This is a genomic window from Priestia sp. TRM10, assembly GCF_057808375.1.
Window position 1 is genome coordinate 556322 of the sequence record NZ_JBJZOT010000002.1, and the last position, 23661, is coordinate 579982.

Here is a 23661-nt window from a genome sequence, read left to right on the forward strand (position 1 = left end):
TCAAGAACGAGATAAGAGCCTATTTGACACTTAAAGAAAAGTTCTTCGATAAGCTAGTTCTTTAATTTAATGTCCCTTTAAATGTAGAAAGCGTCCAGAAATGTATAAGATATATACTTTTAGTTCACATAAAATATGTTACACATCACATAGTAAAAAAGCACAAACTCGTTGATTCCCAGCGAGTTTGTGCTTTTTCTTTTCTGCTTAGACATATTTCTACGGACGAGTTTAACTTATCTGTATTTTCTTTCTCTCTACTCTTTTAAAGAAAATTGTCAAATATCGAAAGTACGAACATAGAATTAGAGTATAATTGCGTTAGAATAGATAAGAAAAAAATAAAAATGAGTGAGCCTGTGTTAGAAATTTAATCATTAATATTATTTATTATGAGTTGCCCAAATAATAGCCGGAATAAGTACTAATGAAAGAATAGCACCAATAATGGAAAGAGCTGCATAACTAGAATGGGCTACTACCATTCCGGACACGCCTCCTCCTAATGCTCCTGATAAAGCCACTAAAACATCTACAGAACCTTGCGTTTTAGCTCGTGTAGAAGATGAAGTTGCGTCCACAATGATTGCTGTGCCACTAATTAACCCAAAGTTCCAACCCAATCCTAGTAATACCAGCGCTGTAATGAGTACCCCCATTGAATCAGCAGGTCCCATAGCAGCTAGAAGCCCCGAAGCTAATAGTGTAATTCCTGAAGTAATGGCCATAGTAGTACGTCCAATCTTATCAACAAGAAAACCAGTTACTAAAGAGGGAAGATACATAGCAGCTACGTGAAAGCCGATGACAAGCCCTACCTCATTCAGTCCATGGCCATGGTGTCCCATATGTATGGGTGTCATCGTCATAATGGCAATCATAACGAATTGAGTAAGGACCATAACTGCAGACCCAGCAAAAATACCTTTTTTATTCGTTGATAACGAATGAGAACTTGATTCTGAAGGTGTATTATCGGTTGTATTTTGAACCTCTAATATTGCATTAGCAACAACGAGTGGATCAGGGCGAAGGAAAATGAATAGAACTAAACCAGCAAGTATATAGGCCACTGCAGCTAATATAAATGGTCCAGCTAAAGCAGGCACTCCAATGGATATAGCAAACTCTCCCATCACATCTACAAGGTTTGGGCCTGCAACAGCACCAAATGTAGTGGAAACCATGGCCATACTAATTGCCTTCGCTCTTTGTGTTGAATTTGCCAAGTCTGTTCCTGCGTAACGTGCCTGTAGGTTTGTAGCCGTTCCAGCTCCGTAAATCAGCAGTGAAGCAAATAAAAGACCAATGCTATTTGTTAATGCTGAAATAACGACGCCAATGGCACCAATACCACCAGTCAAAAAACCACCGGCAAGTCCAGAACGACGCCCAAACCGCTGAGAAAGTCGTCCTACAAGTAGAGCAGCTCCTGCTGATCCTAAAGTAAATAATGCAGTTGGAATACCTGTGACACTATCTGTACCTAACATATCTTGAGCTATGAGTGCTCCTACGGTGATTCCTGCTGCGAGCCCTGCGCCTCCAAAAATTTGGGATAGAACAACAACAATTAGTGTTCTCTTATATAATTGTTGTTGTTTTTTAGGAGAACGAATATAGCTTTGTAATCGAGATGACGGAGCGTCTAACTTTTTTACATCACCTGTTTGTAGCATAGCCTAACCTACCTTTCTAGGAAATTAATATATTTCCCATCTTCTTTTAATCGGATTTGAATCATCATAACACGCACAAAAAAAGCCATACAATATAATAATTGTATGGCGAACAATATTAAGTAATCGTTTTTAGTAAACGTTCAAGGATAACCAATCCTCTCTCAAGCTCTTCAATGGACTCTGGTGCACAGACAGAAACCCTCACAGCCCGTTCCGGACAACTATTTCCAACTACAAAACGTTCAGCTGCGTATACTTGAACTCCCTGATTGGCAGCCAACTTTTCGAATTCGCCTCCCTTGATTTTACCAGGTAAGAGCAACCAACGGAAAATGCCTGTTTCATCACCCAAACATGTATAGTCTGCTAAATATCGATTCACAACTTGGTTTCTCTTAATAGTTTGTTCTTGATGACTCTTAATTAGAATTTCAAACTGATTAGATACAATAATACGTGCTGTTAATTCTGCTAATAATGGAGAAACGGATATATTTAAATTATAAAGCGCCCTTGAAAGGGACTCCTTGTATTGATTTGGTACAGTCACGTAGGCTAACCGTAACCCTGGTGCAATTGACTTTGATAGACTCGCAATATAAATGACCTGTTCTGGTGCAAATGATGCGAGTGCTGGAAGTGGTTTTTCGTTAAGGAGATGATATGATGCATCTTCAATAATAAACTGATTGTATTTTTTGGAAGTGGCTGCAATTGCTTTTCGATTCTCAATAGACATGGAGCGAGTTGTGGGATTATGATAATCTGGGATTAGATAAAGACCTTTAATATTGTCATTTTTACAAGCATACTCAAAAGCAGGTGGACTCATTCCATTGTTCCCTGATTTTATGGGTACGATTTGCACATTAAGCATCGCTGCAACCGTTTTTAAACCTGGATAAGTATGCTGATCCACACCAATACGATCTCCGGGCTGACAAAGGCTTGCCAGTGTGGCCGCAATCGCATTTTGACCACCATTTGCAAATAAAATGTGATCAACAGTTGTTTCAAATCCACCTCTTCTAATCAGCTTTACAGCTGCATCCTTTTGCCAAAGGCTTTCGCCTGCTCGACCGTAACCAAACCATTTCTCATAGTCTGTCTCCTGTAACATGCTTTTCAGTTGGAGTAGTAAGGGTTCGTAAGAAGCATCATCTGGGAGTGTTGCTCCCATTTCAATTAAATGATTCGGCTTTGTATCTTCGAGCAAATACGCATTTGATACTGCATCATATGATACAAATGTGCCACTTCCTACTGTTGCACTTAACAACCCCTTTAACTCACACACTTTAAAGGCTTTTGAAATGGTACTAACATTTAAATCTAAATAATCAGCCAGTTCTCGTTGTGGAGGAAGTTTTGTTCCAGGTAATAGAATTCCATTTAAGATGTCTTGTTGTAACTGACTTGCAAGTACTTGATAAATGGGTTTTCTGGTTTTATCAATTGATGGCTTCCAGCTCATCGGATAATTTTCAAAAGAATTAATTGGCATGATATGCATCCTTTTTTCCTATCATTATATTATTGTATTGTGTAGAAAGCTATTATAATGTAAGTTTTCGAAAATAGGTCATAGATTGATGACTTTATAGATTATTTCTTGTACTATTCTCTATTCATTTTTAGTTTACATAAGCTAAATTATCAGCAGAAAAAAGCGTAAACCTATTGAATGATAATAGATTCACGCTTTTTTCTTTATATTGTTTAGATTGTTAACCATTGAGATCCATAGCGTGTATATTGAACAAGAATTTCGATGTCCGCACCTAATTCTTCTGCAGCTGAACGTGCCCAGAATAGATTTTTTAAGATTTCTCGTCCAATAAATACTAAGTCTACGCGATCGTTTCTTAAGATTTCTTCTGCTTGTCTACCTGTTTTAATCAATCCTACTGCTCCAGTTGCAACATTTACTTCTTTATGAATTTTCTCTGTAGCTGAAACTTGATATAAAGAAGGCCTTCTTTACTTACTTTTTATGATTGAGCGGGAAGTAGTGAAAGGATGTTATGAAATTCCTGAATGATATAGGATAAAAGTTAATGATCTTTTGGAGAGAATCCAAAAAACACCTGAAACTATGAGGTATTTATTCCATCTCACTATTTTGTTTAGAGATTAAACATTAATTGAACTCTTGACGATCATCTGCCTGCGGTAACTCTTCTATCCATCCTTTGTCAATTAGGATTTTTCCAAACGATGCAATAGTCTTCAAATCCCTTAAAATAGATGCATCACAATGTCCAACTACATCTATTCTCATGCTTGTTATCATAGCTGTCGCATAATAGGTAGTAGCTAAATGAAACAAAAATCCAGTATGGAACACCATTAATTTATCTGAAAAAGGAGCTACATTAGAAACTGTAATTTCTTCATCTAACAAACGTGGAGAATGCAAATTTTCTTCCTTGAGTACAGAAGAAAAAACGTCTATGTTTTTATTAACGGTATTTCGACAATGCTCCATAAATTTATGTATGGTTTTATCCTTGATGACTTGTTTAAATCCGTCAATTAGAGTCTTCGTTATAATACTCTTCTTTAAATTAAAATAAATATTTCCTGCCTCCATTGAATTCAATGGTCTTTTATTTCCGAATAAATCCATTACATATGAAAACTTTGTAATAGATTGACTTTTCTTCTCTGTAGAAAAATAAGGGGATCTTTGATAAATTCCTTTGGATAACAGAATCTCAATGGATTCATTATACAGGTCCATCGTGTCAATATTACATTGATAGTAATGATTTCTTATATCTTTTCTAGCAGATACGCTGAAAGACATTGAATATCCAGCTAAACCATGTAATGTCATATCATGGATATAGTTTAACCAAAATATATCGGTAAACAAAGGAGGCGCATTTAGATTTACATCTTTGTCTGTAAATCCTTTAGGCACTTCAATTTTTTCATTTTCGAAAATGTCTTCGATCATTTTTAAATGCTTTTTAGCTAGGCTTAAAGTAAGTTCGAAAAGAGAAAAAATTTCAGGATCCTTTACATTGGCTAACACATATTTACTAATACAAATAGCCATTGTTTCTTGAAGATATTGCGTCCATAATGCTGTGATTTCCGATGATGTTAATCTACTTTTGGGATTGCTCAAGATTTCTTCCTCCAATGCTATATATGCTCATAGTATTATTCCCAAAAGGATTATAATTAACATAAATTCCATAGTGATAACAAAGACTAACCCTTACTTATAGGATATAAGACAATCTTAAGTATAATGGTTTACTAAATTCTTCATGCAGGCCTTCTGTAAAAGGTAAAACAAATGATTTTGTAACTGCCTATATCGACATATAGGGTACCGGGTGAAATGCTGCAGTTGAAGCTACATTAACTACTGTTCCTTCATTGTGACCTTTCTTCAATTTCTCCTCTAAAAACAGATAACATAAATCCATTACACTAACAAAGTTAAGCATTATTTATTCGTGCTGCTTTTTAAAACCTGTATCTGTTAATTTTCCATTCGTTGCATAACCTGTAAAATGATAAAACCAATCTCCATCCTCATCACTGATATAGGCATTTTTCATGTACTTAGTACGCCAAATTGTATGTACATCACAGTTAGTCATGAATCCCCTAATCTCTTCCTACTTTGTATTGTATATCATTGGTTTAGAGAAATTTATTCGATTATCACTACCTTAAGTTATTGATTAATAAAGTATATCCTAAGTAAGATTAGTTACTATAACAAGGACTATCGTACGTAAAAAGCCGTTGAAAACTATACTTTCAACGGCTTTTATTTTTTATTCTGACCATGGTGAATGTAAAATACAATGACAGAAATTTTTATTTTTATATTCCGGTCTAAAATATTTAATAACATCTTCTTTCATATTGCCAAAAGTAGTTTCTGGCTTATGTTTAAAGCCCTCATAAAACGCTGGGATAATTTCCTTTTTGAAATGGTTACGTGGGAAGAATTTTATAATTTCTGCACGCAAGTCGGCAGGAAATTGTTCAAAGCCATCTCCCATCACATCTAAACCAACACCTGAAAAGAGTAGGGCCACTTCAGATTCTTTATGCTCTGCAACGCCAGGTGTCGTATGCAATGCAATCGCATCCCATACAAGACGAATTGACTCATCTGGAATTTGATACTGCTGCAAAAAACTTCTTGCTGCGTTTGCACCGTCTACTTCAAACCGTAAATCAGGACTACTATACTTTTTGGTTAAGCCTAAATCATGGAATAAAGCACTGACATAGAGCAGCTCTATATCATAATTCTGTTTTGCTTTTTTTCCATTAACTGCCCCAAATAAAAACACACGATTTGAATGATTCCATAATAAATCGTTCCCATGCTCACGTAAAATATCTGCTGCATCTTTCGCCAAGCGAGAATCCGGAATTTTAATACCTGCTACTTCTTGAAGCATAATTGAAAGTCCCCTTTACAATTTAATAGTTCCATTTTTATGAACCTATCTTGATTGTAAAGAGAAACTTATCATTGTTCTATACAATTAATTCTATGATAATGATAGATAAAAACTATAATATAGAATTTTGTAAAGAAGTAATCGAATCTTTCCCTATGTGAAAACCAAGCTTTTCAATTTCTCGTACTAATAACTGAATATATTTACGAGCTGCATAATTAACAAAACAATTCTTTTTCATCACGAGATAAACGGCTCTAGTCAAAGATGGACTTTCAATATGTTGGAAAACTATATCCTCTGTGTCATAAAATTCATATAATGTACGCGAAACAACACTACGACCAATACCATTTCGAACTAAATTCAAGATAGATTCGATACTAGATGTTTCAACAATAGGCTCTAATTGCTTGCCAACCTCATTGCTCGTTTTATCAAGTATTTTTCTACATTGATGCCTACTTGGAAATAAAATAAGAGGACTCTCTAAAACAGCGGAAAACGAAACCATCTCCTCACCATTACTTTGATTACTAATTAGATAAAACTCTTCATCATACAACTTCGTCACTTGCAACGTATCATATTGATTAAGATGAAAACCAATGCCAAAATCAGCTTGATTTTCTAGGACAGCCTTTTCCACCTGGTCAGTAGTTTGAATAAACACCTTAATGTTCGGATATAAACGGTTAAATTGAATACATAAAGTAGATACTAAATCTGTTATTTCCCCAGGTAACACAGCAATTTTCAATTCCCCGATTTCTACTTTCGTAAATGCTGCAATTTGGGCGGACATACTTTGTATGGAACCTTGAATATTCAATGCTTCTCGTTGTACAATTTCTCCTACCTTAGTAAGCTCAATTTTCTTGCCAATACGGTTAAAAAGTGAATACCCTACCTCTTGTTCAAGCATTTTAATTTGATGACTTAAAGTGGGTTGTGAGATGCCTAACTTTTCAGCTGCTTTTGTAAAATGTAATTCTTTACTAACCATTAAAAAATATTCTAAATGTCGTAATTCGATGCTATTTCAATCCCTTCTAATGAAATATCTATCTCTATTTACATACTTCTTTAACTAAATAATCTAATCTATTTAAAGGAATTATTCCACCAAAGAAAAGTATTTGGCTATTTCTGTTCCCCACTATCTGTTCTTGTTCATAACATTCACCCCTTACCTATTCTATACTAAAGACAAAACTATTTACGTAACACTAATTATCGAAAGAAAAGCCGTTGGATTTACACATCCAACAGCTTTTCTTTACGTTAAATATAAGAATAAATCAACCTATAATCGTTAATTGGTAGCACATCAACAAAGCATTTTTCTTAATAAAATTACTTAATGTTTTAAATTTCTGCTATCTTACTAATTGCAAATTTAAACTTTATCTTGTGTTCTTTTTGCATTTTACTTTGTACAATGATTAATACCCTGTCAAGCTAACTAAGATTTCTTATATCTTCCTCTTTTTTTGTACAGTCTCCTTTTTCCCCCATTTGAAGAAAAACTTACTGATCCTCTGATTCTACCTCAAGGCTTTCCACTTTATTATCTTTTTTAACTTCTAAACGCACTACCTTACCTTGAATATCTTGAGATTTATTGTCAACATCTTTTTCAAAATCATTTGCTTTCGTATAAGTCTTTTTACCATTATGTACTTCTATCATTACTTCATTACTTGTTTCGCTAATTAGCTTTCCAATTACGTTGTAATCTCCATCTGATTCTTTTTCGTAAACACCCTCATCATTAGCTTTAGCTTGCGGGGTTAATTCTAAGCTTTCAGCATTTTGCTCTTTTGTGTTCACCTCAACTTTCACCAATTTGCCTTTTATGTCTCCATTTATTTCATCCTCTTTTTCAAAGGTATTTCTTTTTGGTATTTTGACTTTTTCATTATCAATGATAAGAGTTAATTCGTCTTGCGTTTCCTTATCCAGCGTTCCTACTAAATCAAACTCTTCATCTTGATTGCCATTCTTTTCGGGATACTTAGTGTATTTCTGTAGATTTGTTTGTTTTTGAGAGGTACCAGTGTTAACTGTAGGAGATTTTTCTTCACTAGAACATCCAGAAATACTGCCCATAGTGAGAGCACCCACTATTGAAACACCGAGCACAACGATTTTCTTATTCATATAAACTTTTCCTCCTTCGTCTACTTATGATTATATTGCCTGTCTGGATAGTAAATAAACAAAAAGAGTTTAAAATCAATAAATATGTCTAACTAGTGACTAACAAAAGTGCAACGAATCTCTAAAGCTCTTATATCTTCAGTACATTGGTTTATTGAAAACAAAATTCATAATCTATGGGGAAGGCTGTTCAATTTAAAAATTCTAGAAGAGAATATTTTTTTATTGATGAATTTTGAAAAGATGTTTTACGTGAAATATATTCCATAAAAAGTTAAAAAGAAACAATGTATTTAATACTAAATACATTGTTTCTTACCTCTACATTATTAGGAATGTAAGAAAAGATAGTAAGATAGAAGTGATAAACATAGCAATCAGTGGCTTAAAGGCTTTTGTTCGAAGATCGTTTAAACTTACGTTTAATCCTAATCCCACCATAGCCATAGTTAAAATGAAAGTGGTCAGACCTGAAATGTCATTCATAATATTCTTAGATATAATAATGTATTCTCCCAGAACATAGCTTCCAAAAATACTCATCATAATGAATCCTATTAAAAACCAGGGAAATTCAATTTTTGTGTCTTCTTGAACTTTTCCACTACGTTTCATCCAATACATTAAGATAAAACTTAATGGAACAAGTAGGAAGACCCGACCTAATTTTGCTAATAGGCCCATTGCTAAAGCATCGGGTCCACCAGGAGCTGCGGCTAAAGCTACATGTGCAATTTCATGTAGTCCAACACCTGCCCAAATGCCGTATTGAACATCTGTCAATCCGATATAAGGTCTTAAAAGTGTATATCCAATAGCAAATATTGTCCCTACTAAAGCAATTATACCGGCCCCTATGGCCGTATCTTTTTCTTTTGCTTTCAAAATCGGAGAAACGGCTGCGATAGCAGCTGCTCCACAAACACCTGTTCCAATTCCTAAAAGAAGAGATAAAGAAGCATCTGCCTTTAGCCATTTAGCAATTAAAACCGTTAAGAAAATTGAAAAAACAATGGTTCCTACATCTCGAACTAGTAGACCTAATCCCTGATGAATAACTACATCAATATTTAACTTTAAACCAAATAAAATAATAGCAAAACGTAATAATCTTTTTGAAGAAAATTCAATTCCTGAGCGTATTCTTTCAGGATATCTCCACATCTGACGGTAAATCACAGCAATCACAATAGCACAGGCAAGTTGCCCAACGTGATCAAAACCAGGCACTTTAGCCAATCCATACCCCATTAATGCAATAATAAAAGTAAACCCAATTCCCACAAACCATAAGGCAAAAGAAGAAAGTTTATTAACTTCTGTGCGTAATAACATTGTATTTTTTTCTTTAGCTGTCATATTCTTATCTCCAATACTAATTATTTAGTTTTAAACTAAATAATTTATTTATACTTTTACTATAAAAGGAGATATAACATTAGTGAAATACAGATAAATTATCTTAGTGATTAATAATATTAATCATTAAGATTTGGGAGATGAAAATAAAATGGACATCAATTATACTGATTTCTATGCATATGAACAGTTTCTTGGTCCTCAGATGCCTTCAACGCCGCCTAGGCCACCAGGAGGATCCCCTACATTAAATTCACAACAGGCTCCAACAGCCCCTCCACCATCATTTACACCAACTCAGCAAACTGCTACCTCTTTTGCTGTAGATCCAAGGTCTATTTCATTATGTTTGTTCTGAAAGATATTTATATGGCTTAGGAATGGGTCTAGCTTCTGGTTTTTCCTGTATTTATAGTTCCTGCTTCAGATGGACTAGGAGATTCTGGACCTTTTTTGGTATTGATACAAGACAAATTATTTCTTTTTCTATTTATACACTCGATATATATTTCCAGTTTACATAATAATCGAAATTAGCAATCAAAAAGTCCTTAGAATGAATAGAATCTGAGGACTTTTTAACAAAATATAATAATATGTTTATTTTATATAGACTAACATGTTTAATTACAATGTATTCAGAAAGTATGCAAGATCTCAATATTTTTTAATCATAAATAATATTCATTGGAGGTATATGGATATGGACTGGCAAAGTATTGCATTGACAGCCGCTGGGGCCATCGGTGGTGGCACGGCGGTGATTCATGGAATGCTAATGCAACGGCTGATAATCAGGCCGATCGAGGCGGTTTTTGTGACGGATGAACGGATATCTGCTCCATTACAAAGACTCGTGCTGTTGCTTCTGCATTTCACCACACTTAACTGGTTACTTAGTGGGCTTACCTTAATCGCCGCCGCAATCTGGTTCGAGCAGAATGTAAAGCTCGCGACGGGCCTACTTGCTGGCAGCTCTTTTCTGTATGCTGCCAGCATTTCTCTTTGGGTAATGCGCCGTCTTCATCCTAGTTGGATCTTAATGACCATTGCGTTCATACTAATCGTCTTGGGACTAATGCCTGTCTAACGATCATTTTTTCTTTGTCCTCATGGTTAATAGTTGACTCAAAAACGGAGCGTTAAACTGGTGCTCTATTATGGTTTCGTCCACAGCATTTAGGGTTAATACCTCTTGATTTTATCTATAATCTTGGACCATCAAACTAACGTGCACACTTTATTTAACAATCCAAATTTACACTTCTACATATAAAAAGTTAATTCTATATTTCCTGTACACATCATAATTTCTTAGTTCACATAACACATCTTCAAGAAAGTAATGAAAGCTCAAACACGTTGAATGACAACGAGTTTGAGCTTTTTCTTTTCCATTAAATATACTTTTACAGACGCCTGGGAGCTCAATTGATATTTATCTCTTTTAAGTGTTAGAGAGTTAGATCATTTTTATGTTTTAGATAAAAAAGTTTTTAAAAAATGATTCATCATGAATCACTTCTGCAAAAGATTCTCCTATTTTACCTTTATTCAGAGAACAAACTTCCTCGTATAAAACCAGATATTAAACTGGATAGACTGGGTGCTTACGCTCAGAAAAGATTACATACTTCGAGGAGTATGCTTCAAAGCGTTTAGTTAACTCATCGCGCAGTGAGTTTGCCGGAATGACTCCGTCAATAACCATTTCTGAAGCAAGCCGGTAAATATCAATATCTTCTTTATATTCCGCACGCTTTTCAGTGATAAATGCAGCCCTCTCTTCGTCAGGTAATGCAGCAATTTTGTTAGCATATACAGCATTAACAGCTGCTTCTGGGCCCATTACGGCAATCGAAGCGGAAGGTAAAGCCAGACAAGCATCTGGGTCAAACGCCGGGCCGGCCATGGCATATAGACCTGCACCATAAGCTTTTCGAACAATAACAGAAATCTTAGGCACACTTGCCTCCGCCATCGCAGAAATCATTTTTGCACCATGTCGAATGATTCCTGCCCGTTCTACCTTTGTACCAATCATAAATCCAGGCACATCAACTAGGAACAATAACGGAATATGGTATGCATCGCAAAGATTAATAAATTTCGCAGCTTTGTCAGCGCTATCATGGAACAGCACGCCACCCTTTACACGAGGCTGATTGGCTATGATGCCGACAGGTTTTCCGTCTATACGGGCAAGACCTGTAATAAGCTCGGTAGCAAATAGTTTCTTAATCTCAAAGAAAGAACCTTCATCAATAATTCCATTAATAAGATCATGCATATTAAAGGAAGAGTTTTGATTTGCCGGAATCAGCTCTTCCAATGATTTCTTCATTTGTTTTGGTGCTGCTGCCTCATGAACCGGCGGCTTTTCTGAAAAATTTGCCGGAAAGTAAGAAAGATAATTGCGGGCAATGGAAATAGCTTCCTCTTCATTTTTAGCGAGTACATCACCGCATCCTGATACTGAACAATGCATGCGAGCGCCGCCCATTTCTTCCAATGTAACTTTTTCCCCGATAACCATTTCGGCCATCCGTGGTGAGCCAAGGTACATGGATGCATTTTTATCTACCATGATAACAATGTCGCAAAACGCCGGGATATAAGCCCCACCTGCAGCAGATGGACCAAACAGAAGACAAATTTGCGGTACTTTTCCAGATAGTTTCACTTGATTGTAAAAGATTCTGCCTGCCCCGCGACGTCCAGGAAACATTTCTACCTGATCTGTAATCCTTGCTCCAGCTGAATCTACTAAATAAATTAATGGTACACGAAGTTTCTCAGCTGTTTCTTGAATTCGAATGATTTTTTCAACCGTACGTGATCCCCAGGAACCCGCTTTAATAGTTGAATCATTAGCCATCACACAAACAACCTGGCCATTAATCTTCCCCATTCCTGTCACAACACCATCGGCAGGAAGTTCCCCCGCCATACAGTTTGCAAATAGCGCATCCTCCAGTTCAAAGCCAGGATCGAATAACTGTTTTAAACGGTCCCGAACAAAAAGTTTTCCTTGATCAGTGTTTTTTTCATGATACTTAAGAGCGCCCCCCTTTTTAATTCTTTCTACTCTTTCTTCAAGTGTTTGTTGTAGAGGTTTCATATCCATTGTCTTTCCTCCTCTATTAATCTGGTTTTCTTATTCTCCAACATATATGGGGGTTCTTTTTTCCTTAAAGGCCTGTAATCCTTCTAAACGATCCTTCGATGGAATTGTCACTTCATAGGCACTTTGCTCAATGGCAAGACCGGTGTTCATATCAACATCATAGCCTTTATCAATGGCGAACTTTGCTTGCGCGATGGCAATTGGACCATTTCGGGCAATTTGCCCTGCGATTTCCAAAGCTTTTTTAATCAAATGATTTGAAGATGCCGTATACTCTACTAACCCAATTTCTAAGGCTTCTGCTGCATCAATACGTCTCGCTGTAAAAATAAGTTCCTTAGCCCGTCCCTTTCCTACTAATCTCGGTAAACGCTGCGTCCCGCCTGCGCCTGGAATAATTCCCAGTGAGGTTTCCGTTAGACCTAGCTTCGCTGTTTCAGAGGCAATACGGATATCACAAGCCAGTGCAAGTTCTGTTCCCCCACCAAACGCAACACCATTCACAGCCGCAATAATTGGCTGCGGTAATGCTTCTAAATCATTGATATTCCCACGGATCAAGGAAAGCGTCTTCCGTACCTGAACCTGTTCCATATCTGCGCGTTCTTTTAAATCAGCACCCGCACAAAAGGCCTTTTCTCCAGCCCCTGTAATGACTACACAACGGATCGTCCGGTCATATTTACATAATAGAATCGCTTCTTGGAGTTCCTTTAACATTTGAAGAGATAAAGCATTGGCCGCTTTAGGGCGATTTAATGTAATCATCACGATTCCGTTTTCCAGCCTGTTAACTAATATCGTTTTATCCATATTTTCACCTTCCTCACACGGTATGGATGTCTATTGGGAGGTTAAAGCTTGAAGACTTTTACTAGGTAAAGGTCTCCCAATCTTCTTCTGAATAAATTGGGATGCAGATAAAAGCTTTTCCTGATCCACCCCAGTATGGATTCCCATTCCTTGAAGCATATAAAGTAAATCATCAGTTGCCACATTACCTGATGCTCCAGGCGCATAAGGGCATCCTCCTAATCCCCCAATGGAAGAATCAAAAGTGGTAATACCCATTTCTAACGATACTAAGACGTTAGCTAAGGCTGTTCCCCTTGTATCATGAAAGTGCATCGCTAATTTATTTGCCGGAAATCTTTTTAAGAAAACTTCCAATAACTCTTGGACTTGCTTTGGATTCGCAACACCAATCGTATCTCCAAGCGACAGTTCGTTAATCCCCATCTCAAATAAGGTTTCCAAAACTCTTATAACCATATCTATATCAATAGGCCCTTCATATGGGCATCCAAAAACAGTAGAAACATAACCTCTGCTGAGTTTCCCTGCTGCAAGGGTTTTTTGGACCAGGTTTCTTAAGATAGGGAATGTATCGCTAATCGATTTATTAATATTTTTTAGATTATGAGTTTCGCTGGCTGACATAAATACAGCCGCTTCATCAACGTTCGCTTCAAACGCCCGCTCCAAACCTTTTTGGTTTGGAACGAGAGCCGTATAGGTTACACCTGGCATTCTTGTAATGCCTGTGGCAACTAAAGTGGCATCTGAAAGAGCAGGAATCCATTTCGGATTGACGAAGGAGGTAATCTCAATCGCTTTTAGTCCACTAGCGGACAATTGATTAATCAAGGAAATTTTATCCTCTGTTGAAATAAAACCCTTTTCGTTTTGTAATCCATCCCGTGGACCAACCTCTTTAATAGTTATATTTGGGGGCCATTTCATTGCTTTATCACCTTTCCTCCGATGATTTTAGGGCTTATTCAACTTCTACAATGATGTCTCCTTCATTCACAAATTCGCCCTCGTTCACTTTTACTTCTTTAACAATCCCATCAGATTCGGCTGCAATCGGAATTTCCATTTTCATTGATTCTAAAATCACTACATCCTGGCCTTCTTCTACTTGATCTCCAACTTTAACAAGTACCTTCCACACATTTCCTGCCATGCTTGCTACGATTTCACTCATCATTATTCCTCCCCTATTTCGCGTTATTTGTTTTTTTAGTTTTTAAATACTTTCCAACAAAGTCCGTTGTCGTATCACCTGAACGAAATGCCGGGTGGGAAATGACCTCTTCCAGCATTGGTATATTTGTTTTAATTCCTTCAATATGATAATCCACTAATGCATCGTGCAGACGGTTTATTGCATCGTCACGATCACTTCCTTTTACAATGAGCTTCGCAATCATTGGATCATAAAAAGGGGTAACTACAGATTGATCATGAATCGCTAATTCATGCCGAATTCCAGGTCCGTTCGGCAATTCTAATTTGGTGATTTTCCCTGGAGAAGGAAAAAATGTTTTTGGATCTTCTGCGTAGATTCTGACTTCAATCGCATGACCTTCACGTTTTACCTCTCCCTGAGAAAAATCCAGTGCTTCATCCCCTGCGATTTTCAATTGTTTTTCCACTAAGTCCAAACCTGTAATTTCTTCTGTAACTGGATGTTCCACTTGCAAACGGGTGTTCATTTCAAGAAAATAAAAATTTTGCTCTTCATCTACTAAAAACTCAATTGTTCCTGCATTTTTATATCCAATTGATTTTGCCGCTTTTACTGCTGCCTCCCCCATTTTGCTGCGGGTAGTTTCAGAAAGAAAGGATGATGGAGCTTCCTCAACGACTTTTTGATGGCGACGCTGGATCGAACATTCACGTTCCCATAGATAAACGGTATTGCCAAATCCGTCTGCCAGGATTTGAATTTCAATATGCCTAGGGTTTTCCACAAATTTTTCAACATACATGGTACCATCGCCAAAGAAATCATTAGCCCGTTTTTGGTTCCCCGCAAACGCTTTGCGGATTTCATCTCCGCTATGGACAACCTGCATTCCGATTCCGCCTCCTCCAGCGGAAGCTTTTAGCATCACAGGATAACCAATACGGTCAGCCGCTTCTACCGCTTCCTCTGCATCAGCAAGAGGGTAGGTAATCCCAGGGACTACAGGGACTCCTGCTTCTTCCATCGCTTTTCGTGATTCAATTTTGCTGCCCATTTTGGAGATAACCTCTGGAGAAGGTCCAATGAATATCAGCCCTTCCTTCCCACAGCGCCGGGCAAATTCGGCATTCTCGGAAAGCAGACCGTATCCAGGGTGAATAGCCTCTGCTTTTGTTAAACGGGCGACTTCTAAAATTTTATCAATGTTTAAATAACTTTCTGCTACACGCGAACCTCCAATTAAATAGGCCTCATTCGCCATTTTTACATGGGGAGCGTCCGCATCAGCTTCTGAATGTACAGCAACTGTAATAATCCCTAGGGCCTTGCATGTCCGGATTACCCGAACAGCAATTTCACCACGATTAGCAATCAAAACCTTTTTGAACATACTTTCCGCCCTTTCTATCTTTTATTTAATGGGATCTTTGTTTATCATCATGAAGCTTAAATTTTTATATTATAGAGATATGTGCATCTATCTATAGTTTCATCTTTAACTGCCAATCTAGCGATTACAAAGAGAAAAATTAAATAGAACAAGGTATTTATCAAGCATTTTATGAACAAATGACTGACCCGAATAAAACATTATATAGCTGATAATTTACTAGCAACGATCTTCTGTATTTCTACAACAGTTGATGGATCTTCAAGTCCTGTAATGTCACCAGCTACCTTTCCTGTCGCCACTATTTCCTTTAATAAACGCCGCATAATTTTTCCACTTACTGTTTTCGGTAACATATTAGTCATAATTATGGATTTTGGACTGGCAATCTTACCAATTTGTTGGATGATACTCCTATTTATCCGTTCTATCATCTCTTCGTTACCTTCAAAACCATCAGCTAGACGGGCAAATACTAAAGGAACTTCCCCTTTTATTTCATCAGGAATCCCAATGACAGCGCATTCAAAAACACCTTTGCATTCAAGTACAGCACTTTCCATTTCCAACGTACTTAACCGATGCCCTGCCACATTGAGTGCGTCATCAGAACGGCCAACTACCCATATATATCCATCTTCATCTATCAAGGCAAGATCGCTGGCATAATAACTTCCTTCTACTTGGCTAAAATAGGATGCGTAATATCGCTCCGGTTCTTTCCAAAGTGTACGGCACAGCATAGGAAATGGTTTTCTAATTACTAAGTTTCCTAACTGACCAGGTTTAACTGGATTGCCTTCTTCATTAACAACATCAAAAACTGCCCCTAAAAACTGAGTCCCTGCGGAACCAGGTTTCATTGGCATCAGCCAGGCTGCTCCTGCGATAGGAGATCCCGCTGTTTCCGTTTGACCCCAAGTATTATTGATATATACCTTTTTCTTTCCTAAAACTTCATATGTCCAATGCCATGTTTCAGTATCAAAAGGTTCTCCCACAAGAGAAATGACATCAAGACAAGATAAATCAAATTGTTCTAATGGTTTTTCTCCCATACTTTTTAACATTCTCAATGCAGTTGGAGCGGTAAATAACTTATTCACCCGGTATTTTTCAATAATTTGATAAAAGCGATTTTTTTCCGGATAATCAACTGCTCCCTCATAGACAACGGTTGTTACACCATTCGCTAAAGCACCAGTAATACCCCAAATATGCATCGTTAACCACCCAATATCAGCAGTACACCAGAAAACATCATCATTGTGGTGATCCATATGATACTTGGCATATGTGTAATTTTGAATAACAAAAGCCATTCCAGAATGGACGACACCTTTAGGTTTTCCTGTCGTACCACTTGTATAGAACACAATCCCACTCTCATTCGCTTCTATTCTCTCAGGTTCACAAACGATGCTTGCTGTTTTTGTAAGCTCGTGCCACCAGTAATCACGCCCTTCTTTCATTTGAACCTCTAAACCTAAGCGGTTGACAACAATGACTGCTTCAACAGATGGAATAGTTGGTACAACTTGATCAACTTTTTCTTTTAATCGAAGGGCTTTGCCCCGACGTTCTGTTGCATCCGCAGTTACCACTACTTTTGGGCCAAAGCTGATAAGACGGTCTTTCAATGACTTTTCGGAATAACCTGAGAAAATAGTATTGTAAATAGCACCAATACGAAAACACGCTAATACGGCAATAAATGCTTCTGCCAGATTTGGAAGAAAAATAGCTACACAATCACCTTTTTTCACCCCAAATGAACGAAGAACATTCGCAAATCGATTCACTTCCGCAAGAAGCATATTGTAGGTATAAAATTTTGTCTCTCCGTTTTCACCCTCCCAAATGAGAGCTGTCCGGTTACCTGCTCCATTAACTATATGCCGGTCAAGTAAATTGATACTTGGGTTGCTAATGCCGTCGACAAAAAAACGAAAATCAGGGAGTTGTCCACTAATGGTTTCTTTCCAAGGTTCATACCACACAAGGTCACGGGCTGTGCTATCCCAAAAGGCAGCAGGATCTTCTTGGGATTGTCGAAGAAGTTCTTGAAAAGCTTCTATGCTTCCAATGGAGGTAGAGCGTACCTTTTCTTTATTAGGAAACATAAGTTTACTGTTTGCAACTACTTGTGAAATTCCATTGATATCCATGGAGTTACTCCTTTATCATTTTTTGAAAGTCATTACAAAAATGGATTTAGCATCCTAGTTGTTTTGCGATTACCATACGCTGAATTTCAGATGTTCCTTCCCCAATTTCCAGAAGCTTCGCATCACGGAAGAACCGCTCAACTTGATATTCTTTCATGTATCCATAACCGCCATGAATTTGAACAGCTTGATCACATGCGCGCATGCATATTTCGGAAGCAAATAATTTTGCGTATGCTGCCTCTTTTTTAAAGATTCGGCCTTGCTCCTTCAACCAGGCTGCTTTGTAAACCATATTCCGGGCAATTTCAATATTCATTGCCATATCGGCCAATTTAAATTGGATTGCCTGAAAGTTCGATAGACTTTTTCCAAACTGTTTCCTTTCCTTTGCATACTGAAGTGATTTTTCATAAGCGCCCTGTGCAAGTCCAACGGCCATTGCCCCGATTCCAATTCTTCCGCCATCAAGGGTTGCTAAAAATTGCTTGAAACCCTCTCCTTCTGTTCCCAGCAGATTATATTTGGGAACCCTTACATTTTCCAAGATTAATTCTGTTGTATTTGAAGATTGAAGACCCATTTTTTCGTAATTATTGATAACAGTAAATCCTGGTGCGTTCGTTGGAACGATAAATGCGCTAATTCCATTAATTCCTTTTGAGCGATTTGTTACGGCCGTAACGGCAAGATGTTTGGCATAGCTTGCATTAGTAATAAAACATTTTGATCCATTAATGACCCACTCATCCCCATCAAGAACTGCGGTTGTTTGTGTTCCCCCAGCATCAGAGCCTGCATTTGGTTCAGTCAAACCAAATGCTCCAAATGACTCTCCTGTACAAATTGGCGTTAAGTATTTCTCTTTTTGCTCATGGGTACCAAACAAATTAAGAGGTTCTCCCCCTAATGAAATATGAGCTGAATATGTGATTCCTGCTGATGCACAAACACGGCTTAACTCTTCAACGACAATGGCAAAGCTGATCGTGTCAGCATCACCACCACCGTATTGTTCTGGGAATGGAAGACCCATGATTCCTAACTCTGCTAATTTTGAAAACATTTCATAAGGAAATGCTCCCGTCCGATCTCGTTCATCTGCTCCAGGAGCAACTTCTGCTTCCGAAAAATCCCGAATTAACTTACGTATCATCTCTTGTTCTTTCGTTAAATCAAAATTCATTTTTCAACGACCTCCATTTATTGTCGTAACATTCCGGTTATTATTGATGAATTTTTTCGCCTTCAAAAATATACATAATCGACTTTCTATTTTAATAACTATCAAAATAACAACAAAACTTTATGCACCGACCTCCTTTCGTTATTTTTTAATATTTATAATTATCAATATTAAAAAAATATAAATCTATGTATACTTCTATGAAAAAATTGTGTGTTTTACACCAATAAACATAAATATAATAAGTTCTAAAAGTAAGAATAATAAATGAGGCAAGATACATGAACTCACCGGAAGCTAAAATTCCTCACTAGATATTGATACGAGCTTTGATTCTATCAATAAATGAAACGATTTCTACCATAGAAGTTGCAGGCAGGAAGGTCTATTTAGATATTCGACAAAAATCAAAATTGATGAATTATGAAGTCAGCTTAATGATTATTTTATCCATATATTTTTAAATCTATTAAACTACATAGTAGTGAATCAATGACTAGCATGACTTTTACTGCAAAAAATGTCTTATTTTTTGGGATGAGAAGGAAATAAAACAGCCCTAGATACGTTAACTTTATATAATAGAGCCTTATTAGACAGATCAATATCAAATAACTTTCATTTTACATCTGTCATTTCTTCACCCCTTTTACAAAAGAGAAAATATGAATAAATTTTAAATATTTTATATTTTTTATCTACACGTATATCCATGTTACGATCATGTACGAGCCTATTTATATTGATAAATGGGTATTGTACAAAAAAGGAGGAAATATGAAATGAATGATGTGATAAAACCAGCGGGATTTTGGATACGCTTTTTAGGCAACCTATTAGATGGTGTAATTGTCAGTATTCCTTTAACCCTTATTGTTTTTTTACTTACAGGAGAATTCAATGAAAATGACCCTGTTATCTCAATTTTAGGGGTTATCTATACCGTTGCTGTACCTATTTTATGGTCAGGGTATACAATTGGAAAACGAATCGTTGGTGTTAGAATCGTAAAAGTAAATGGAAAGAAGCTTGGAATTGGAGCGATGCTATTACGAGTTCTTGTAGCCGGAATTGTTTATAGTCTTACCTTAGGTATTGCTTTAATTGTGAGTCTTTTTATGGTTGTTTTCCGTCAAGATAAGAGAAGTCTGCATGATTTGATGGCAGGTACCTATGTTACATATGCACAACCTGACGAAATGGAAGATAAACATACAGCTGCAAGTTAAGCAGGTACCAATTCTAAGGATCACAAAATGGAGGTTTTTACCTTACTTAATCTGTACAATTCTGATGCGGAATTTCACAATAAGAACACCAAAAAAATAAGACTCCCTCACAAACAAGGGGCAGTCTTATTTTTTTGATGGCATATATTATGAAGTTTTATTTCCAACATCCTTTAGGCGCTCAAGGGAATTCATCTTTATACACATAGATAAAAAGTGACTTAATTCCTTAATATGACTGCTTCCTTTACTAAGCGAGATTATATGAACTAAGAAATTTAAAAAACAAAAATCACTTTATACTGCTAGATATAAACATTGAAGCATCTTGATTCATAAAGATACGATTACCGTGATAGAATGTCTTAATTTTAATTGATTTAAATCCAACTTCGGATAACATTTTTTTCAGTTCTTCATGTAAAAAACCGTTGTGAACTTTCGGATGATTTATCTTATGATTTTTATCAAAATCAATAATGATTAGCTTGCCCTCATCATTTAAAACGTTAAACAATTCTTGTAAAATTTTTTTAGTATCTGGAATATGAAGAAGGACTAGTGACATTAAAACTATATCTGCTTTGAGGTCAGGAGTTCCTTGAGTAAAATCTGAATAAAGTACTTTTGAGTTAGTAATTTCTTTTTGAGAAATTTTAGCTTTCGCAACCTCCAACATTTGTTTTGATGAATCAACCAACAAAATAGAATCTACTAAATCTGATAATTCTAAACCAATTAGACCAGTACCACTCCCATAGTCTATTAAAGACTTTGATTTACTATTTGGTAATTCTGTTCTTACTTCCTTAACTATAATTTTAGCTAATTCAATTCTTTTTTCTGTATCATATCTTTTTGCCATCTGTTCAAAAACATTATTTTCCATACCTCACTCTACTTTCCTCTTTATTAAAGAATAAGATCTACATAGTGGTCATTATAGCAAAAAACAAAAACCTTAAAAATCACAAAACAGTTAAAAGAATATAAGGTAATCTAATTGTTTTTCTGTAAAGTAGCTATTGTATCATATACATTAGATCAAATTATTCAAGGGGCCACATAGTATCATTGGACTCCTATTTTAGTGAATAGAAAAACCTACTAAATATAGGAGTAGGTTTTCCTGTTCATGAATGTATACGATACCCAAAGTTAGTTGTTAAATATTGCTTAATTATTCTTTATTGGTAATAGTTTAAGCAAAAATATAGTATGGACCTACATTTTACGGAAAATTAAAAGAATCTATTTTGAGAAAATTTTATTAAGTCTTTAGTTAATTGGAAGTAAACTATCAACCTGAATAATATTGATTACATTGATATATGCTAACGCGCTTGCTTTCATAATATCCGTGTCTGTTGCCTTGGCAGTATATTTCTCCCCTTTATATTCTACCTGAATTTTTACTTTCCCTAATGCTTCTTTACCTCTTGATACACTGCTAATATTATATTCAATCAATTTAATATCTAAATCACTAATTTCTGTAATAGCAGAATATAAGGCATCAATAGGACCAGAACCAACCGCACTACTTTTCAGTATTTGATTAGCCTTTTTAATTTTCACACTTGCAGACGGAAAAATTGGATTGCTAATCACTTGTATATCCATTAGTTCATAGAAATTATCACTATACTGTACCATACCTTGATTGTGAATATTGTGTCTGGTGTAATAGTTCTCAACTAAGACATATAAATCATGATTATACACTTCTTTTTTTGTGTCCGCTAATTCAAGAAAAGCTTCAAATATTCCTTCAAATTGTGTTTCGGTCAACTGATTAAAACCTAATTTCTTGAGTGCATTTTTTACTGCATGGCGACCAGAACGAGCCGTTAAAATTAGTTCCATATTATCTAACCCCACTTCACATGGAGATATGATTTCATAGGCATCCCTAGATTTCAATAAACCATCTTGATGTATACCCGAAGAATGTGCAAAAGCATTATCTCCTGTAATTGCTTTATTTACTTGCACATCAAGACCCATAAAGCTACTTACCAATCTAGACGTATTCATAATCTCTTTTGTATTTATATTTGTAAATGCCTTATAGACTGATGAGCGTGTATTGACCGCCATCACAACTTCTTCTAGGGCCGCATTACCTGCACGTTCACCAATCCCATTAATCGTACATTCAACTTTATCCGCACCATTTTTAATTGCAGCTAACGTATTGGCAGTCGCCATACCAAGATCATTATGACAATGGACGCTTAACAGTACTTTATCATTCAAATTTTTCAAGCGATCATTTAGTTTAAAGATTAATTCACCAAACTCTTCTGGCTCTGCATATCCTACTGTATCCGGTACATTAATAATAGTCGCTCCTGCTTTTACAACGGCTTCAATCGTCGACCATAAGTATTCAAAGTCAGAGCGAGACGCATCTTCTGTTGAATATTGAACATCTGGTAGTAATGTTTTGGCGTATTTTACTGCATCAACACCAATATCCAATATTTCACTTTTCGATTTCCCAAACTTCTTTTCTACATGAATATCTGAAGTACCTAAAACAATGTGAATTAAGGGATTTTCAGCATATTTCACACTATTATAAACAGCATCAATATCAGATTTTACTGCCCTAGCTAAAGCTGTGATCATCATTTCGTCTGTATTTCCTACTTTCATAGCAATCTCTTTCACAGCATTAAAATCACCAGTGGAGGATGAAGGAAAACCGGCTTCAATAATATCGACTTGTAGCCTCTTTAGTTGCTGTGCTACCTCAAGTTTCTCATATAGATTTAACTTTGCTCCTGGAACTTGTTCTCCATCCCTTAAAGTCGTGTCAAACACCAAAATTTTCTTCATCATTTCAGAAACACTCCTTTATTATATTAATTAATAAAAAAAGCCTCGTCTCTATAAAAATATAGAGACGAGGCTTTGCTCGCGGTACCACTCTAA

General features: G+C 36.3%; 19 protein-coding genes, 2 pseudogenes and 1 other annotated feature (1 of these 22 running past the window's edge). Of the genes and pseudogenes, 3 read left to right on the forward strand and 18 right to left on the reverse strand.

Going from position 1 to position 23661, the window contains the following annotated elements; translation table 11 throughout:
- Positions 1 to 383: 383 nt before the first annotated feature.
- The 9 genes and pseudogenes from ACK3CR_RS02845 to ACK3CR_RS02885 form a co-directional block, all read right to left on the reverse strand.
- A complete protein-coding gene (locus ACK3CR_RS02845; RefSeq protein ID WP_488974720.1) occupies positions 384 to 1679 on the reverse strand; it encodes an MFS transporter in 1296 nt (431 codons plus the stop codon).
- 118 nt (positions 1680 to 1797) lie between these two features.
- Positions 1798 to 3186, reverse strand: coding sequence for an aminotransferase-like domain-containing protein (locus tag ACK3CR_RS02850; RefSeq protein WP_488974721.1), 1389 nt, complete (start codon positions 3184 to 3186; stop codon positions 1798 to 1800).
- 215 nt (positions 3187 to 3401) lie between these two features.
- Positions 3402 to 3647: pseudogene (locus ACK3CR_RS02855) on the reverse strand (oxidoreductase); the annotation flags it as partial.
- 175 nt (positions 3648 to 3822) lie between these two features.
- The gene (locus ACK3CR_RS02860) at positions 3823 to 4818 is read right to left on the reverse strand and encodes a DUF3231 family protein (protein WP_243520262.1); all 996 of its coding nucleotides are present in this window, start codon (positions 4816 to 4818) and stop codon (positions 3823 to 3825) included.
- Between the two features lie 331 nt (positions 4819 to 5149).
- A complete protein-coding gene (locus tag ACK3CR_RS02865) occupies positions 5150 to 5302 on the reverse strand; it encodes a hypothetical protein (protein WP_488974722.1) in 153 nt (50 codons plus the stop codon).
- A 180-nt stretch (positions 5303 to 5482) separates the two neighbouring features.
- Positions 5483 to 6121 carry an HD domain-containing protein gene (locus ACK3CR_RS02870; protein ID WP_243520260.1) on the reverse strand — a complete coding sequence of 213 codons (639 nt, stop codon included), beginning with the start codon at positions 6119 to 6121 and terminating at the stop codon, positions 5483 to 5485.
- A 115-nt stretch (positions 6122 to 6236) separates the two neighbouring features.
- Positions 6237 to 7160 carry a LysR family transcriptional regulator gene (locus ACK3CR_RS02875; RefSeq protein ID WP_328123816.1) on the reverse strand — a complete coding sequence of 308 codons (924 nt, stop codon included), beginning with the start codon at positions 7158 to 7160 and terminating at the stop codon, positions 6237 to 6239.
- 494 nt (positions 7161 to 7654) lie between these two features.
- Positions 7655 to 8287: a hypothetical protein gene (locus ACK3CR_RS02880; RefSeq protein ID WP_243520256.1), complete on the reverse strand. Its 633-nt coding sequence runs from the start codon at positions 8285 to 8287 to the stop codon at positions 7655 to 7657.
- Positions 8288 to 8608: 321 nt separating this feature from the next.
- Entirely contained in the window at positions 8609 to 9646 is a 1038-nt protein-coding gene (locus ACK3CR_RS02885) for a YeiH family protein (RefSeq protein WP_328123744.1), read from the reverse strand.
- A 151-nt stretch (positions 9647 to 9797) separates the two neighbouring features.
- On the opposite strand from ACK3CR_RS02885, the pseudogene ACK3CR_RS02890 reads away from it, so the two are divergent.
- Positions 9798 to 10170: pseudogene (locus ACK3CR_RS02890) on the forward strand (transporter).
- Between the two features lie 179 nt (positions 10171 to 10349).
- Positions 10350 to 10736 carry a hypothetical protein gene (locus tag ACK3CR_RS02895; RefSeq protein ID WP_243520252.1) on the forward strand — a complete coding sequence of 129 codons (387 nt, stop codon included), beginning with the start codon at positions 10350 to 10352 and terminating at the stop codon, positions 10734 to 10736.
- A 498-nt stretch (positions 10737 to 11234) separates the two neighbouring features.
- Here ACK3CR_RS02895 and ACK3CR_RS02900 read toward each other — a convergent pair whose 3' ends face one another.
- From ACK3CR_RS02900 to ACK3CR_RS02930, 7 genes are all read right to left on the reverse strand, one after another.
- On the reverse strand, positions 11235 to 12773 hold the full coding sequence (locus tag ACK3CR_RS02900) for an acyl-CoA carboxylase subunit beta (protein WP_488974724.1): 1539 nt from the start codon (positions 12771 to 12773) through the stop codon (positions 11235 to 11237).
- A gap of 30 nt (positions 12774 to 12803) precedes the next feature.
- Entirely contained in the window at positions 12804 to 13586 is a 783-nt protein-coding gene (locus ACK3CR_RS02905; RefSeq protein WP_488974725.1) for an enoyl-CoA hydratase, read from the reverse strand.
- A gap of 30 nt (positions 13587 to 13616) precedes the next feature.
- On the reverse strand, positions 13617 to 14516 hold the full coding sequence (locus ACK3CR_RS02910) for a hydroxymethylglutaryl-CoA lyase (RefSeq protein ID WP_243520245.1): 900 nt from the start codon (positions 14514 to 14516) through the stop codon (positions 13617 to 13619).
- Positions 14517 to 14550: 34 nt separating this feature from the next.
- On the reverse strand, positions 14551 to 14763 hold the full coding sequence (locus ACK3CR_RS02915) for an acetyl-CoA carboxylase biotin carboxyl carrier protein subunit (RefSeq protein WP_243520243.1): 213 nt from the start codon (positions 14761 to 14763) through the stop codon (positions 14551 to 14553).
- A 13-nt stretch (positions 14764 to 14776) separates the two neighbouring features.
- The gene (locus tag ACK3CR_RS02920; protein WP_328123745.1) at positions 14777 to 16138 is read right to left on the reverse strand and encodes an acetyl-CoA carboxylase biotin carboxylase subunit; all 1362 of its coding nucleotides are present in this window, start codon (positions 16136 to 16138) and stop codon (positions 14777 to 14779) included.
- 200 nt (positions 16139 to 16338) lie between these two features.
- Positions 16339 to 18306: an acetate--CoA ligase gene (locus ACK3CR_RS02925; protein WP_243520238.1), complete on the reverse strand. Its 1968-nt coding sequence runs from the start codon at positions 18304 to 18306 to the stop codon at positions 16339 to 16341.
- A gap of 46 nt (positions 18307 to 18352) precedes the next feature.
- Positions 18353 to 19492, reverse strand: coding sequence for an acyl-CoA dehydrogenase (locus ACK3CR_RS02930; protein ID WP_243520236.1), 1140 nt, complete (start codon positions 19490 to 19492; stop codon positions 18353 to 18355).
- A 782-nt stretch (positions 19493 to 20274) separates the two neighbouring features.
- On the opposite strand from ACK3CR_RS02930, the gene ACK3CR_RS02935 reads away from it, so the two are divergent.
- Positions 20275 to 20721 (forward strand): RDD family protein, encoded by a 447-nt coding sequence (locus ACK3CR_RS02935; protein ID WP_243520234.1) that lies wholly within the window; start codon positions 20275 to 20277, stop codon positions 20719 to 20721.
- Between the two features lie 292 nt (positions 20722 to 21013).
- Here the strand turns inward: ACK3CR_RS02935 and ACK3CR_RS02940 are convergent, their stop codons facing one another.
- Together ACK3CR_RS02940 and ACK3CR_RS02945 are read right to left on the reverse strand one after the other, a co-directional pair.
- Positions 21014 to 21610: a class I SAM-dependent DNA methyltransferase gene (locus ACK3CR_RS02940; protein WP_488974726.1), complete on the reverse strand. Its 597-nt coding sequence runs from the start codon at positions 21608 to 21610 to the stop codon at positions 21014 to 21016.
- Positions 21611 to 21999: 389 nt separating this feature from the next.
- On the reverse strand, positions 22000 to 23568 hold the full coding sequence (locus tag ACK3CR_RS02945) for a 2-isopropylmalate synthase (protein WP_243520229.1): 1569 nt from the start codon (positions 23566 to 23568) through the stop codon (positions 22000 to 22002).
- Positions 23569 to 23625: 57 nt separating this feature from the next.
- Positions 23626 to 23661 (reverse strand) — a binding site (T-box leader) (it continues 199 nt past the right edge of the window).

Coding starts and splice junctions, on each gene's coding strand:
- ACK3CR_RS02845 (WP_488974720.1), bottom strand. CDS start 1,679: ATGCTACAAACAGGTGATGTAAAAAAGTTAGACGCTCCGTCATCTCGA.
- ACK3CR_RS02850 (WP_488974721.1), bottom strand. CDS start 3,186: ATGCCAATTAATTCTTTTGAAAATTATCCGATGAGCTGGAAGCCATCA.
- ACK3CR_RS02865 (WP_488974722.1), bottom strand. CDS start 5,302: ATGACTAACTGTGATGTACATACAATTTGGCGTACTAAGTACATGAAA.
- ACK3CR_RS02870 (WP_243520260.1), bottom strand. CDS start 6,121: ATGCTTCAAGAAGTAGCAGGTATTAAAATTCCGGATTCTCGCTTGGCG.
- ACK3CR_RS02880 (WP_243520256.1), bottom strand. CDS start 8,287: ATGAATAAGAAAATCGTTGTGCTCGGTGTTTCAATAGTGGGTGCTCTC.
- ACK3CR_RS02885 (WP_328123744.1), bottom strand. CDS start 9,646: ATGACAGCTAAAGAAAAAAATACAATGTTATTACGCACAGAAGTTAAT.
- ACK3CR_RS02895 (WP_243520252.1), top strand. CDS start 10,350: ATGGACTGGCAAAGTATTGCATTGACAGCCGCTGGGGCCATCGGTGGT.
- ACK3CR_RS02900 (WP_488974724.1), bottom strand. CDS start 12,773: ATGGATATGAAACCTCTACAACAAACACTTGAAGAAAGAGTAGAAAGA.
- ACK3CR_RS02905 (WP_488974725.1), bottom strand. CDS start 13,586: ATGGATAAAACGATATTAGTTAACAGGCTGGAAAACGGAATCGTGATG.
- ACK3CR_RS02910 (WP_243520245.1), bottom strand. CDS start 14,516: ATGAAATGGCCCCCAAATATAACTATTAAAGAGGTTGGTCCACGGGAT.
- ACK3CR_RS02915 (WP_243520243.1), bottom strand. CDS start 14,763: ATGAGTGAAATCGTAGCAAGCATGGCAGGAAATGTGTGGAAGGTACTT.
- ACK3CR_RS02920 (WP_328123745.1), bottom strand. CDS start 16,138: ATGTTCAAAAAGGTTTTGATTGCTAATCGTGGTGAAATTGCTGTTCGG.
- ACK3CR_RS02925 (WP_243520238.1), bottom strand. CDS start 18,306: ATGGATATCAATGGAATTTCACAAGTAGTTGCAAACAGTAAACTTATG.
- ACK3CR_RS02930 (WP_243520236.1), bottom strand. CDS start 19,492: ATGAATTTTGATTTAACGAAAGAACAAGAGATGATACGTAAGTTAATT.
- ACK3CR_RS02935 (WP_243520234.1), top strand. CDS start 20,275: ATGAATGATGTGATAAAACCAGCGGGATTTTGGATACGCTTTTTAGGC.
- ACK3CR_RS02940 (WP_488974726.1), bottom strand. CDS start 21,610: ATGGAAAATAATGTTTTTGAACAGATGGCAAAAAGATATGATACAGAA.
- ACK3CR_RS02945 (WP_243520229.1), bottom strand. CDS start 23,568: ATGATGAAGAAAATTTTGGTGTTTGACACGACTTTAAGGGATGGAGAA.